Below are 13,148 nucleotides of genomic sequence, written 5' to 3' on the forward strand. Positions count from 1 at the left end.
GGCTAGGCCTGGCCCGGGTGGCGGGCCAGCAAGGCGGGCGACAGCCGGCCGATCAACCGCGACTGATAGGCCGGGGCCTGGAACCTGTGGCCGAAAATCTGGCGATATTCCTCAAGCATCGCGCCGCGCGCGGCGGCGGGGCTGTTCGTCGCCGCCCCGCCATGCACCTGATGAAACGTGCCCTCGCCCAGCATGACCCAGGGTTCATCGGCACTGGCCGCGACCGCGCGCGCCCAGAATTCCAGATTGGCCAGCCCACCCCCGGGCGAGGCGAAGCGCGTGTCCAGCCCGCCCAGGCTGTGCCACAGCCCGGCGGCCAGGAACAGCGCGTTCGATTCTGCCATCGGAGCCAGCCAGCCCTTTGCCGAAGACCCGGCCAGAACGGAAATGTCGAACAGCCGGTAGCCATCCTGCTGCCAGGGCACGCTTGCCAGAAGCGCATCCTCGACCGCCTGATCATAGCCGGCGAAGACCGAGTTCATCTGCACATCCGGCCCCAGATGAAAGCCCAGCGAGCCCACCACCCGGCTGGCATCGGCGCGCAGCGCCAGCAGCGCCGTCGCGATCAGCCCGGGCGAGGCGATGCGGGCCCCGTCGATCATCAGCCCAAGATAGGGCGCGCGCGCCGTGGCCATGGCGCGGTTGATCGCCGCAACCGGCGAGACCGGGGTCGGTGGCGCGACGCGGATCACCCGCAGATTGGGCGCCAGCCGGCGCAGCGCCGCCTCGTCGACCGGCCGGGCCGAACCGTGATCCAGCACGATCAGCTCGTAGTCCTGCGCCTCGACACCACGCTGACGGCCCGGAGACAGGCTTTCCACCGTCCGCGGCAATTCGCGCTCCATGTCATGGGCGCAGATCAGAAGGCTAAGCTGCATCCGGTGACCTCCGGCCCAGCGCCTGCAGGATCGAGGCCTCATCGGGCGGCAGGGCGCCGTGGCGCTGCATCACGGAGGCGGGCAGATCGGGGTCCTCGGCCCGAAGCGCCCGCAGATCGGGATTGTAATTGTCCCACAGCACCCGGTTGTCGGGCTTCAGCCCGGTCACGATCAACAGGCCCGAGGGCGCGGTGTCCAGCAGCGTCAGCCGCAGATCGGGGCGCCGCCGGCGCAACAGGGGCAGCAGCCGCCAGACATCGCCACACCAGACCTGCGATTGCCGGTCGCGCCGGGCCTGGATCGGATGGTTGGGCAACACGTCGTCGATCACGATCGCGCCCTGCGGCGACATGACCCGTTCCAGATTCATGAAGTCGCGCAGGGCGAATTCCACCAGATGCATCCCATCAATGAACCCAAGATCGACGCGCCGCGATTTCAGCGCCGCCTCGGCGCGAAAGAAGAAGAAGTCGTCGCTGGCCATCGGATGCAGATCAAGCCGCGGGAAGGGCCCGGCCCGGGCCAGGTCCGGCTCGGGGTCGATGCCGATGCTGTCACACTTGGCCAGGGCCAGGCTGGCCCCGTGCCGCAGGCCGATTTCCAGATAAAGCTGCGGCTGGATCAGCGCATGCAGCCGCGCCAGAACCTCGCGGAAGGGGCGCGCGCCCTGCACCGCCTCGGCGGCCGGATCGGGATGGCGGATGTCCAGGGCCGCGGGGGCGGTTCCGGCGGCGGGATGGGTCACGGGCTGCAGCGTGCCGCCCTTCTGGAACACCCCCACCAGATCGCGCCAGGGGCCGCGCTCGTCCCGCCAGCACTGCACCAGCCGCAGCCCCGACCAATCGGCCAGCGCCTGATAGGCATCGGGATAGAAGCGGTAGCAATCGACCGGATAGCGATGGATGGGCCCGGCCGAGGGCGCGATGACAAAGGCCAGCCCGCCGGGCCGCAGGACGCGGGCGATTTCCGAGAAGACGCGCCAGAAATGCGCGCAATGTTCCAGCATCTGCCCGCTGACGACCAGATCGACCGAGCCATCGGCGCGCGGGATCTGATAGGGATCGGCCAAGACCTCGTCGACGCCGGGGCCGGGTTCCAGATCGAAGCCGGTATAGTGCACATCCGCGGGCATCAGGCTGCGATACGAGCCGTTCACATCGCTGGCGCCAAGGTCGATCACTTGTTGCGGGCCGGGCGGCAGATACCAGTCGATGCAGCGCTTCATGTTCTCCATTGACGAGGCATGCATCGGATCCGGGCCTTTCCTTGGGGTGGGCGGAGTCTGGCACAGCCGATCCGATGCCCCAAGGGCCGACGCAAGACGCGCCGGCCCTTGGGGCAGGATCGGGGCTGCGGCTAATTGCCGGGCGCCACGGGCTGGGCCGACAGGCCGAACTGGCGCGGATGGATCTGGCCCAGCCAGGTCTCGGTCAGGGGCGCGCCGTCGCGGTCCAGATAGGCGCGCACATCCACCGTATCGACGGGCTTCGTCAGCTTCAGATCGAAGCTCAGCCGCCAGTCATCGGTGCCGATCACCGGCCGCGCCGCGGCCTGGATCACCTCGACCCCGTCGCCCACGCTGATCACCGGCAGGACCGAGCCATCGGCGCTCAGCCCCTCTAGCGCCGCCCCGCTGAAATCGATCTGCAGCTTGATCGCATCCTGCGGCCGCGGCTGGCCCGGCACCCCGCCGCGCCCCAGACGGGTGGCCACGGTCTGCGCCAGGGGCCCCGCATCGGGCCGGCCCGAACCCCAGCTTTGCCGATAGGCGAAATCCATCCGGTCGCCGGCCTTCGGCAGGGTGCCGGGCAGCCAGTAGGCGACGATATTGTCATAGATCTCGTCATCGGTCGGGATCTCGACCAGCTGGACCTGACCCGGACCCCAATCGCCCAGGGGCTCGATCCAGACCGAGGCGCGCTTGTTGTAGAAGACACCGTCATCCAGATAATGGTCGAAGTCGCGGTCGCGCTGCATCAGGCCGAAGCCGCGCGGATTGGTGTCAAGAAAGCTGGAGGTCACCACGCGGTCGGGGTTCGACAGCGGGCGCCAGATCTGCTCGCCCGTGCCGGTCGCGATGGCAAGCCCGTCGGAATCATGCACTTCCGGCCGCCAGTCGAAGGCCATGTTGCGGTTGGTCTCGGAATACCAGTACATCGAGGTCATCGGCGCGATGCCCAGCCGGTCCACCGCATTGCGGAAGAACAGCGTCGCGCTGACGGTGATGGTCTGGCCGCCGCCATTGGTGGCATCGAAGCGATAGGCGCCGGTCACGCTGGGGCTGTCGAGCAGAGCATAGATCACCGCGGTCGAGCCGTTTTCGCCAGGCGCGATGAAGAATTCGGTGAAGCGGGGGAATTCCTCGGGGGTGGCCAGGCCGGTGTTCAGCGCCAGGCCGCGCGCCGACAGGCCATATTGCTTCTCGGCCCCGTCGGTCCGGTAATAGGACGCGCCCAGGAACGAGATCCAGTCGCTTTGCATGTCGGGCCGCATGATGCGGAAGCCGGCAAAGGCGGCCTTCGCCTCGATCTTGCGGGCCGGGCTGTCGGCGGGCATGTCGAAGAAATCGGGCGTGTACAGCACTTCGCGCGACTGGCCGCCCTGCACCATGCTGATCCGCACCGGATCGCGCGAATAGCGGGTCAGGTGGAAGAACTGCACCGGCGCCTCGGGCCCGGCCAGCAGGCTGTGATCGTCGCGGAAGCGGATCTTCCATTGCGCGTCGTAATCGATCGCATCCAGCGCCGCGGCATCCTGCTGGACGGCCGGAACATAGGGTTTCGCCGCCAGGTCGCGGGCGCGCTGTTTCAGCCCGTCGAAGGAAAAAGCCTGAGACGGACCATAGGCGATCTGGAGTGCGGGGGTGGCCGGGGCCGGGGCTGCGGGCGGTGTCTCGGCGGCCATCGGGCCGGCGGCGAGGCACAGGGTGACCAGCGAGGCGGCAAGGCCACGCAGAACGGAGGGAAGGGGCAGGGGGGGCACGAGAAGCTCCGAGAGGTGCGATTCTGTCCCCGTTCCTATGTCATTTTACACATCTGCGCGATGTGCCTTTGGCGACAGAGCCAGCGCAAATCCGCGACGTCACCGCAGATCCGGCAGGGCGCCGCCGGCCTGGCCGGGCGCAGGGGGCTGGGGCGGCGACATCAGCGGGGGGCCGCGCATTCGCAAAGGCCTAGGCTGTGGCGGGCAGGGCGGGCGACGCCGCATCGCTTGCCTGCGCCGCGCGGCAGGTCTCGGCAATGCGCTGGGCCAGCGCGCGCAGGCGGTCCTTGTCTTCGGGCAAGACCAGCGCTGCCGCCGACAGGTCCAGCGCGCGGGCGGTCTGGTGCGCCACTTCGGGGGCAAAGGCGGGCGACAGCTGCACCAGCGCGCCAAGGGTTTTCAGCAGCCGCACCTGAACCTCGACCATGCCCGCGCCGTCGCGCGCGATGGCCGCGAAGGCATCTTCGGCCAGATCGGCAAGGTGCAGCCGCGGCACCAGCACATGCGGATACAGCAGCTCGGCCGCGCCGCGCTCGGCCCAGGCCGACAGGACACGCAGATGCCGGCCGAGAATGTCGATCGCCGTGCCCGGATCGTTCACCGCCGGCGACAGGGCGCGCTGGGCGATCTCGGTCAGGATCAGCGTGCCGAAACGGGGGTCTTGGTCAAGGCTGCGGGTCGGGCCGATGGCGAAGGTCTTGGCGATTGCCCCGGCAAGCGCGGGATCGGGGGCCGCGCCGGGCATCAGCCGGGCCACTTCGCTGCCGGGATGAATGAAGCTGCCCGGCAGCACCGAAAGCGCAAGCGTCACCTGCGCATCGGCGCAAAGCCGGTTCAGCGCGGCCAGGTCGATGACCTGCACATAGCCGGTCCGGTCGCCAAAGACGGGCTGACCCTGCCGTGCCAGCGCGCGCGCGCCGTCATCCAGCGGCCGCCCGCCCAGATAGGGATGCGCCATCCGCTGCTCAAGCGCCGCGCGGGCGGCGGTTTCGACCCGGGCGATCGTATCGGGCAGGCGGCCGAAATCGGCCAGATGCCCGATCCATCGCACCAGCTGCCAGACGATCGCCGCCAGCACGGCCAGGGTGACAAGGAAGATCAACAGCCGCCCCTCGCGGCCGTAAAGCCCGGTCTCCAGCCCGATGATCGAGACCAGCGAATAGATGAACCCGCCGGTGAAGGTGGCAAGCACGTTCTGGGTCAGCCGGTCGTCGCGCAACAAGGGCGTCGCGCGGGGCGTCGCCCCCTGCGCGGCCGAGGCGAAGGCCGAGACCATGATCGACACCGAAAAGGTCGTCACCGTCAGAAGCGAGGTCGCCATGATCTGCAGGATCGCCGAGACGGCATTGGCCGCGACCAGGCCCTTGCTGTCGGCCGGCAGAAACGGCGGCACCGCCGCCGCGGCCAGCGCCGTGGCCAGCCCGACCAGACCGAAGGCCGCAATCGGCACCCAGATCTTGCGCATGAGCCGGCGCAGGTTCCATTTCCACAGGCTGATCATCCGGCCATGATGGCGGTCGGAAAAGCAAAGGGCCAGAGGGAAACCCCTCTGGCCCGATCTTGCCTGACTGCGATTTTTCGACGAAAAATCGGCGCTTGCGGATCAGTTCCGCGCGCGGTCGACCATCTTGCCCTTGGCGATCCAGGGCATCATGGCGCGCAGCTTCTCACCGACCTTCTCGATCTGGTGTTCGTCATTGATGCGGCGGGTCGCCTTGAAGAAGGGCTGGCCGACTGCATTTTCCTGCATGAAGTCACGCACGAACTTGCCGGTCTGAATGTCGGTCAGCACGGCTTTCATGCGGGCCTTGGTTTCTTCGTAGGGCAGGATGCGCGGGCCCGAGACATATTCGCCATATTCGGCGGTGTTCGAGATCGAGTAGTTCATGTTCGCGATGCCGCCTTCATAGATCAGGTCGACGATCAGCTTCACTTCGTGCAGGCATTCGAAATAGGCCATTTCCGGCTCGTAGCCAGCTTCGACCAGGGTTTCAAAGCCCATCCGGATCAGCTCGACCAGACCGCCGCACAGAACGGCCTGTTCGCCGAACAGGTCGGTTTCGCATTCCTGACGGAAGTTGGTCTCGATGATGCCCGAGCGGCCGCCACCGATGGCCGAGCAATAGCTGAGGCCGATATCCATCGCCTTGCCCGAGGCATCGTTATGCACCGCCACCAGGCAGGGCACGCCGCCGCCCTTGACATATTCGCCGCGCACGGTGTGGCCCGGGCCCTTCGGCGCCATCATGATGACGTCGACGCCGGGCTTCGGCTCGATCAGGCCGAAATGCACGTTCAGACCATGGGCAAACGCGATGGCCGAGCCTTCGCGCAGATTGTCATGGACATATTTCTTGTAGGTCGCGGCCTGCAGCTCGTCGGGCATGGTGAACATGATCAGGTCGCACCAGGCGGCGGCCTCGGCGATACCCATGACCTTCAGCCCTTCGGCTTCGGCCTTCTTGGCCGAGGGCGAGCCTTCGCGCAGCGCCACGACCAGGTTCTTCGCGCCCGAATCGCGCAGGTTCAGCGCATGGGCATGGCCTTGCGAGCCATAGCCGAGGATGGCGACCTTCTTGTCCTTGATCAGGTTCACATCGCAGTCGCGGTCGTAGTAAACGCGCATGGGGCGCTCCTTTGCTTGTTCTGGCGGCAGGATAGGGATCGGGGCGCGGGTCTTCGTGCAATCTTTGACGAATGACGAGTTATCTGCGAAAATTCATTCGCGATTTTACGCAAACGCGAGACGATCATGCAAGTCGATGAAACCGACCGGCGTATCCTGCGCCATCTGCTGGCCGAGCCGGCGCTGCCGCGGGCCGAACTGGCCGAACGCGCCGGCGTCACGCCGGCCACGCTGTGGCGGCGGCTGGACCGGCTGCGCGAGGGGGGCGTGATCCTGGCCGAGGAAGCGGTCCTGGACTGGCGCGCGCTGGGCTATGAGGTCGAGGTCTCGCTGCGCTTCAGCCTGGAGAAGTCGAACCCGCGGGCGCTGGACGAATTCATCGCCGCCGCGCGCGAGGTGCCCGAGGTGATCGGGATCGAGACCTTCCTGGGCCGGGTCGATGTGCGGCTGAACGTGATCGCGCGCGACATGGGCCATTGGACCGAGGTGTACCGCGCCCGCATCCTGGCCCTGCCGCATATCGCCGAGGTCGAGGCCTTGATGCTGGTCTCGACCATCAAGGATGCAGGCGGGCTGCCGATATGATCGATCTGGACGATACCGACCGGGCGCTTCTGCGCGCGCTGGCGGCCGATGGCGCGCTGTCGGCGGGCGAATTGGGCCGGCGCTTCGGGCTTAGCCAGCCGGCGGCCTGGCGGCGGGTGAGGCGCCTGGAAGAGGCCGGCGTGATCGCAGGCCGGCGGGTCGCGGTCGATCTGGCCAAGCTGGGCTTCGGCGTCACGGTGTTTCTGGGGGTGAAGCTGGCCACCAAGGGCCGGGTCAGCCTGGAAGATTTCGAACGCGCGGCGACGGCCATTCCCGAAGTGCAGGTGGTGCAGCATGTGCTGGGCCTGTTCGACTACCGGCTGCGGGTCGTGGCCCGTGATCTGGCCGATTTCGAGCGGGTCTTGCGGCGGCGGATCATGACCCTGCCGGGGGTGGGCAACCTTGAGGCCAATGTGCTTTTGACCGAAGAGCGACGCCCGGGCCCGCTGGGGGCGGCGGATTTGGTCGTGAAAGGGTGATCCGGGGCGGCTAGGCTGCGGCCCGGATGCGGCAGGAGACGGGCATGAAGATCACCAGACTGGAAACCTTTGGCACGGAATTCGTCTGTTTCGTCCGGGTCACCGACGAAAGCGGCGCCACGGGCTGGGGGCAATTGTCCACCTATTGCGCCGATATCACCGCCGAGGTCTTCCACCGCCAGGTCGCGCCGCATGCTTTGGGCAGCGATACCGACGATCTGGAAGACACGCTGGTCCGGATCATCGAGCGCGAGCACAAATTCCCCGGCAGCTATATCCGCCGGGCGCAGACGGGCCTTGATACCGCGATCTGGGATCTGCGCGGCAAGGCCGCCGGCAAGCCGGTGGTCGAACTTTTGGGCGGCACGCCCGGGCCCTTGCGCGCCTATGCCAGCTCGATGCGGCGCGACATCTCGCCTGCGGATGAGGCCGCGCGGCTGTGCCGGCTGCGCGACGACAACGGCTTCACCGCCTTCAAATGGCGGGTCGGCGCCGAATATGGCCGCGATACCGACGAATGGCCGGGCCGTACCGAGGCGGTGATCGAAACCGTCTCGAAAGCGCTGGGTGCGGGGCAGGACAAGCTGGTTGACGGCAATTCCGCCTTCACCCCCGCCCGCGCGATCGAGGTGGGGCGGATGCTGGAACAGCATGGCATCGGCCATTTCGAGGAACCCTGCCGCTATTGGGAGTATGACCAGACCGCCGAAGTGCGCCGCGCCCTGCAGATCGACGTGGCCGGCGGCGAGCAGGATTGCGAGATGGTGATGTGGGAAATGTCGATCGCCAAGCGCGCGGTCGATATCCTGCAGCCCGACATCATGTATCTGGGCGGGATCTGCCGCACGCTGGAGGTCTGCCGCATGGGCCATGCCGCGGGCCTGCCGATCACGCCGCATGCCGCGAACCTGTCGCTGGTCACGATGTGCACGATGCATCTCTTGAAGGCGATCCCCAACCCGGGGAAATACCTGGAATTCTCGATCGAGGGGCTGGACTACTACCCCTGGCAGGACGGGCTTTTTCTGGGCGACCCCTACCGGATCGAAAACGGCCATGCCATGGTGCCGGACGCGCCCGGCTGGGGCGTCGAGATCAACCCCGACTGGCTGGCGCGCGCCGCCTATCGGGTGTCGGAAAAGACCTGAGGAGGAACGCAATGCCCGGACTGCTGCCCAATGTCGACCCCGAGGGGCTGGAAGAGTTTTCGGTGGTGTTCACCGACCGCAGCCTCAACCACATGTCGGCCAAGTTCCAGGGCGTGATGCGCGATGTCTCGGCCTTGCTGCGCGAGGTCTATGGCGGAACCGCGGTGGCGCTGGTGCCGGGTGGCGGGACCTATGCGATGGAATCGGTGGCCCGGCAATTCGGCCGCGGCCGCGTGCTGATCGTGCGCAACGGGTTTTTCTCGTTCCGCTGGAGCCAGATCTTCGAGGCCGGCGGTTTTGCCGCCGAGACGACGGTGATGATGGCGCGCGCCGCCGGCAATGCGCCGGGTGCGCCCTTCGCGCCGCCGCCGATCGAGGAAGTGGTGGCGAAGATTCGCGAGGGGAAGCCCGAGGCGGTCTTCGCCCCGCATGTGGAAACCGCCAGCGGCATCATCCTGCCCGACGACTATATCGCCGCGCTGGCCGAGGCCGCGCATGAGGTGGGCGCGCTGATGGTGCTGGATTGCATCGCCTCGGGCTGCATCTGGGTGGACATGCAGGCAACCGGGGTGGATGTGCTGATCTCGGCCCCGCAAAAGGGCTGGAGCGCCTCGCCCGCGGCCGGGATCGTGGTCATGGGCCCGCGCGCCGAGGCGCAGCTGGCCGAGACCTCCAGCGACAGTTTCGCGCTGGATCTGAAGAAATGGCGCGCGATCATGGCGGCTTACGAGTCCGGCGGGCATGCCTATCATGCCACGATGCCGACCGATGCGATCCTGGGCATGCGCGACGCCATGGCCGAGACCAGGGCGATGGGCTTTGACGCCGCGAAGGCCGCGCAATGGGATCTGGGGCGCAAGGTGCGGGCGATGTTCGCGACCCGCGGCATCCGCTCGGTCGCGGCGGAAGGCTTCCAGGCGCCGGGCGTGGTGGTCAGCTATACCGACGACCCGGCGGTGCAGAACGGCGCCAAGTTCCGCGACAAGGGCGTGCAGATCGCGGCCGGCGTGCCCTTGCAGATCGGCGAGGGCGACGCCTATCGCAGCTTCCGCATCGGGCTGTTCGGGCTGGACAAGCTGAAGGATGTCGATGGCACGGTGGCGCGGCTGACCCGCGCGGTCGAGGCGGCGCTGTAGCGCGCCCGGAGTTTTGGAAAACTCCGGTCCGGAGCCTTCGAAGGCTCCGGGCCGATTTCTTCAAAGAAATCGGCAAGCCCTAGCGGACGCCGAGCCCTGCCCGCATCAGCGTCTTGCGCACCGGCGCCAGCGAATAGAGCGCATCCAGCGCGCCGGCGCGCAGATCGCGCAAGCCCTGCGCCCCGATCATCGAGCTGCGGTTCAGCAGGTCGATCCCCGTCGCCCGCGCCAGCACCTCGGGGTGGCGGCGGCGGTGATAGGCATCCAGCATCTTGCGCCCGCCCAGGGCGCCCGGATCGGCCTGGGCCAGATCCAGCAGCAGCCGCAGATCGGCCAGCGACATGTTCAGCCCCTGCGCGCCGATCGGCGGCACGACATGCGCCGCTTCGGCCATCAGCGCCGTGCGCTCGCCCGCCATCCGCGCCGCGACCTGGGTGATGATCGGCCAGACCGAACGGCGGCTTTCCAGCGTCAGCGGCCCCAGGATGTGGCAGGACCGCGCGTTCATCTCGGCCTCGAAGTCGGGCACGGGCAGGGCGGCCAGCCGCAGCGCCTCGGGGCCGCATTCCATCCAGACCACGGCCGAGGCCGGACGGCCGGCGCGGTCGGGCAGCGGCACCAGGGTGAAGGGCCCGCCCGAGCGGTGGATCTCGGTCGAGACATTGCGATGCGGGATCGGATGGGTCACGGCAAAGGCCAGCGCCTTCTGGCCATAGCGGGTGGTGCGCACCGGAATGCCCAGCGCCTCGCGCATTGGCGAATTGCGCCCGTCGGCCGCGATCAAGAGCCGCGCCGAAACGCTGGATCCGTCGGACAGCGTCACCCGCGCCTCGGCCTCGCGGGTCAGCAGCGCTTTGGTCGCGGTGCCGGGGCGGAAGCGGACATTCGGCATCTCGGCCAGCCGCGCCACCATTTCGCGCCGCAACAGCCAGTTCGGCAGGTTCCAGCCAAAGGGCTGGTCGGAAATGTCGGAGGCGTCGAAATCCTTGACGATGCGCGGCTCGGGCTGCACGCCGCCGGCATCGACAATGCGCATGATCTGCAGCGGGGCCGCATGCGGGGCCAGACGCTCCCACAGGCCCGCCGCCTGCAGAACCGGCAGCGAGGGCTGCAGGAAGGCGGTGGTGCGCAGGTCCGAGCCGGGATCGGCTTCGGCGGTGACCGGCGGCTCGGGATCGACGCAGATCACCGAAAAGCCCGCCGCCCCGAAAGCGGCCGCTGCGGTCAGCCCGGCGACGCCGCCGCCGGAAATCAGGATATCGGTGGAATTGCGCATCTTGCCCTGCCTTTCGGGCCAAGGCTTAGCGCCAAGCCGCGCCGATGGCGAGGCGGCAAAGCGCCCCGCCCGGCGGACCGGGCGGCGTCTTGCACGCGGCGGCTTGCTTAGGGCCAGCTGATGGCGATGTAGAAGAAGAACATCAGCGGCACCAGCGGCAGGGCAAACATGGTCAGCGCCACCATGCCCCAGGTCTTCACGGCCAGCACCAGCCCCAGAAGCACGACCGGCACCATCCACAGGATCATCTCGACGACGTTGTCGGTGGAGGCGGCCTTGCCGCTGAGCGGCCGGGCATGCGCCTCGGCGGGGGCGGACAGGTTCATATGCGGGTCGGCGGCGAGGGTCATCTTGGCATCCTGAATGGCGGTCTGAACGTCATCGCGATCGCGGCGGCAATCGCTGAATGTCAGATACAGCTTCGCGCGCAGGCCGGAAGGGGCAGGTTGCCGCAGTGCGGCAATCTGCCCCGCCGAAACCCGAAGGCGCGGCCGCCCCTGCCCGGGAATCGGGCAACAGGCCCCGCGATCAGCCCTGCGTCAGGCGGGACAGAAACCCTGCAAGATCAGCGGTGTGGTGGTCGATATGCGGCGCAGGCTGCGGGTCGGGCGCGACATGGACGGTGCGCAGGCCCATGGCATGGGGCACTTCAAGATTGCGTGCGTCATCTTCGAACATCGCCGCTTTTGCGGGCAGAAGCCCGTCGGCGGCGAAGATCGTCTCGAAGGCCTCGCGCCGCGGCTTGGGATGGAACTGCGCATGTTCGACGCCATAGACCGCGTCGAAAAGCCCCGTCATCCCGCGCGCGGCCAGCACCCGCCCGGCATAGACCGCATCGGCATTGGTAAAGACGATCCGCCGCCCGGGCAGCGCCTGCAGCGCCGAAATCAGCGCCGGATCGGGCGCCAGGGCGGAGAAGTCGATGTCATGCACCTCGGCCAGGTAATCGCCAGGCTGCACGTCATGTTCATGCATCAGCCCCGCCAGCGTCGTGCCATACAGCGCCCAATACTGCTGGCGCAGCTGATCGGCGCGGTCGCGGTCGACGCCCAGCCGGCGCATGACCCAATCGGTCATCTTCACTTCGATCTGGTCGAAGAGCCGCGCCTCGGGCGGATACAGCGTCTTGTCAAGGTCGAAGACCCAGGTGGTCACATGGCGGAAATCTTGTGCAGGCATGGCACCTTCTAGGCCGCGGCCCGGGCATTTGGAAGGGTTGATCGTGGCGGGGGGGGCGACTAGGCTCCGCCCGGCGGGATGGAGGCCCGAAGGGTGCAGAAAGATGCCTATACGCTGATCCTCGAGGCGATCGAGGCCGGAACCTACAAGCCTGGCGACCGGCTGGTGGAAAGTGAGCTGGCCGAAAGGCTGGGCGTCAGCCGCACCCCGGTGCGCGAGGCGCTGCAGCGGCTGGAGACCCAGGCGATGCTGACGCGCGACGGGCGCAGCCTGATCGTCGCGTCGCTGGATCACAACCAACTGGCCGAGCTTTACGCGGTGCGCACCGAGCTGGAGGGGCTGGCCGCGCGGCTGGCGGCGCGGCATGCGACCGATGAAGAGATAAGGGTGCTGCAAAGCATGGTCGCCGAGGATCGCCAGCTGCTGGGCGGCGATCCGCGCGGGCTGAGCCGGGCGAACAAGCGCTTTCACCGGCAGATCCATCTGGCCAGCCACAATCGCTTTCTGGTTCAGCAGCTGGATCTGGTGCATCGGTCGATGGCGCTGATGGCCAACACGTCCTTCGCGGCCGAGGGGCGCGACGAGGTGGCGCTGCATGAACATGCCGAGATCGTGGCGGCGATTGCCGCGCGCGATGGCGAGGCCGCCTATCAGGCGCTGAAAAAGCATATCAGCCAGGCGTTCGAGACCCGGCTGCGCGTGGATGCCGGCGAGTTGCGCCTGCGCTGAGCAGCGGGTGACGGGTCGGTCGGCGAACGGTCAGCAGGTGGCAGGTCAGCAAGCGGCAGCTTTGCGGGCGGCAGGTCTGCGGGCTGGGCGTCAGCGCCGGGCGGGGAGGGGGACGGTCGCGGCCGCGCCG

At 67.9% G+C, this 13,148-nt stretch carries 13 protein-coding genes; 5 read left to right on the forward strand and 8 right to left on the reverse strand.

All coding sequences use genetic code 11. The features are described from left to right. Positions 1-2: 2 nt before the first annotated feature. From K1Y73_RS13115 to ilvC, 5 genes are all read right to left on the reverse strand, one after another. The gene (locus tag K1Y73_RS13115) at positions 3-878 is read right to left on the reverse strand and encodes a glycosyltransferase family 2 protein (protein ID WP_225028750.1); all 876 of its coding nucleotides are present in this window, start codon (positions 876-878) and stop codon (positions 3-5) included. Further along, positions 868-2,127, reverse strand: coding sequence for a methyltransferase domain-containing protein (locus K1Y73_RS13120; protein ID WP_225028751.1), 1,260 nt, complete (start codon positions 2,125-2,127; stop codon positions 868-870). Before K1Y73_RS13120 ends, K1Y73_RS13115 begins: the two co-directional genes overlap by 11 nt. Before the next feature lie 107 nt (positions 2,128-2,234). After that, the gene (locus K1Y73_RS13125) at positions 2,235-3,860 is read right to left on the reverse strand and encodes a glucan biosynthesis protein (protein ID WP_225028752.1); all 1,626 of its coding nucleotides are present in this window, start codon (positions 3,858-3,860) and stop codon (positions 2,235-2,237) included. Between the two features lie 190 nt (positions 3,861-4,050). Further along, complete coding sequence (locus K1Y73_RS13130; RefSeq protein ID WP_225028753.1) at positions 4,051-5,361, reverse strand: DUF2254 domain-containing protein; 1,311 nt, start codon at positions 5,359-5,361, stop codon at positions 4,051-4,053. 102 nt (positions 5,362-5,463) lie between these two features. Next, entirely contained in the window at positions 5,464-6,486 is a 1,023-nt protein-coding gene (ilvC, locus tag K1Y73_RS13135) for a ketol-acid reductoisomerase (protein ID WP_225028754.1), read from the reverse strand. 126 nt (positions 6,487-6,612) lie between these two features. Here ilvC and K1Y73_RS13140 point away from each other — a divergent pair, with 126 nt between their 5' ends. From K1Y73_RS13140 to K1Y73_RS13155, 4 genes are read left to right on the forward strand one after another with little or no spacing between them, the layout of a single operon-like run. Then, complete coding sequence (locus tag K1Y73_RS13140; RefSeq protein WP_225028755.1) at positions 6,613-7,071, forward strand: Lrp/AsnC family transcriptional regulator; 459 nt, start codon at positions 6,613-6,615, stop codon at positions 7,069-7,071. After that, the gene (locus tag K1Y73_RS13145; RefSeq protein WP_225028756.1) at positions 7,068-7,550 is read left to right on the forward strand and encodes an Lrp/AsnC family transcriptional regulator; all 483 of its coding nucleotides are present in this window, start codon (positions 7,068-7,070) and stop codon (positions 7,548-7,550) included. The genes K1Y73_RS13140 and K1Y73_RS13145 overlap by 4 nt, the downstream gene beginning before the upstream one ends. A gap of 44 nt (positions 7,551-7,594) precedes the next feature. Continuing rightward, positions 7,595-8,698: a mandelate racemase/muconate lactonizing enzyme family protein gene (locus K1Y73_RS13150; RefSeq protein WP_225028757.1), complete on the forward strand. Its 1,104-nt coding sequence runs from the start codon at positions 7,595-7,597 to the stop codon at positions 8,696-8,698. A gap of 11 nt (positions 8,699-8,709) precedes the next feature. Beyond that, a complete protein-coding gene (locus K1Y73_RS13155) occupies positions 8,710-9,834 on the forward strand; it encodes an aminotransferase class V-fold PLP-dependent enzyme (protein ID WP_225028758.1) in 1,125 nt (374 codons plus the stop codon). A 79-nt stretch (positions 9,835-9,913) separates the two neighbouring features. Here the strand turns inward: K1Y73_RS13155 and K1Y73_RS13160 are convergent, their stop codons facing one another. The 3 genes from K1Y73_RS13160 to K1Y73_RS13170 form a co-directional block, all read right to left on the reverse strand. After that, complete coding sequence (locus K1Y73_RS13160; protein WP_225028759.1) at positions 9,914-11,110, reverse strand: UbiH/UbiF family hydroxylase; 1,197 nt, start codon at positions 11,108-11,110, stop codon at positions 9,914-9,916. A gap of 107 nt (positions 11,111-11,217) precedes the next feature. Then, positions 11,218-11,460 carry a hypothetical protein gene (locus K1Y73_RS13165; protein WP_225028760.1) on the reverse strand — a complete coding sequence of 81 codons (243 nt, stop codon included), beginning with the start codon at positions 11,458-11,460 and terminating at the stop codon, positions 11,218-11,220. Between the two features lie 178 nt (positions 11,461-11,638). Continuing rightward, positions 11,639-12,289: a pyrimidine 5'-nucleotidase gene (locus K1Y73_RS13170; RefSeq protein ID WP_225028761.1), complete on the reverse strand. Its 651-nt coding sequence runs from the start codon at positions 12,287-12,289 to the stop codon at positions 11,639-11,641. A 93-nt stretch (positions 12,290-12,382) separates the two neighbouring features. Here K1Y73_RS13170 and K1Y73_RS13175 point away from each other — a divergent pair, with 93 nt between their 5' ends. After that, positions 12,383-13,018 carry a GntR family transcriptional regulator gene (locus K1Y73_RS13175; protein ID WP_225028762.1) on the forward strand — a complete coding sequence of 212 codons (636 nt, stop codon included), beginning with the start codon at positions 12,383-12,385 and terminating at the stop codon, positions 13,016-13,018. Positions 13,019-13,148 lie beyond the last annotated feature (130 nt).

The organism is Xinfangfangia pollutisoli, from assembly GCF_020179405.1.
In the GTDB taxonomy this organism is placed as follows: domain Bacteria; phylum Pseudomonadota; class Alphaproteobacteria; order Rhodobacterales; family Rhodobacteraceae; genus Pseudogemmobacter; species Pseudogemmobacter pollutisoli.